Genomic DNA, 345 nt, shown 5'->3' on the forward strand with positions numbered 1-345 from the left:
AATTCTTCGAGCTCCTTCGACTGTTCTGCAAGCTGATATTCACTCTGTTCTATCTCCTGCATTACCTTAAAATAGGAATCATTACTATAGTTGGCTATCTGTAAGCTAGATTCTTCAACTATTTTTTTTGCTTTTTCCGTTTCATTTCCGGATCGGACGGATACAATGAAATTTTCTCTCGCCTGTTCTAACTTTAACGTGAATTGTCGATTGTTCATTTTGTAATCCTCATATTGGTAGTAATACTTATTCTTCTTTGTAAAATAATTTTTACCTGTCATCATCGATTTCTGCAACAGCTTTACTTGTTCTAATTTAGAATGGACTTGCGAGATTTTATTGTTC

General features: G+C 33.9%; 1 protein-coding gene. It reads right to left on the minus strand.

All coding sequences use genetic code 11. From position 1 onward, the window contains the following. A partial coding sequence (locus tag PPOP_RS24940) for a hypothetical protein (RefSeq protein WP_234399909.1) occupies positions 1-218 on the minus strand: 218 nt, incomplete at its 3' end. Between the last annotated feature and the right edge of the window lie 127 nt (positions 219-345).

Source organism: Paenibacillus popilliae ATCC 14706 (genome assembly GCF_000315235.1).
GTDB classification, from domain to species: domain Bacteria; phylum Bacillota; class Bacilli; order Paenibacillales; family Paenibacillaceae; genus Paenibacillus_B; species Paenibacillus_B popilliae.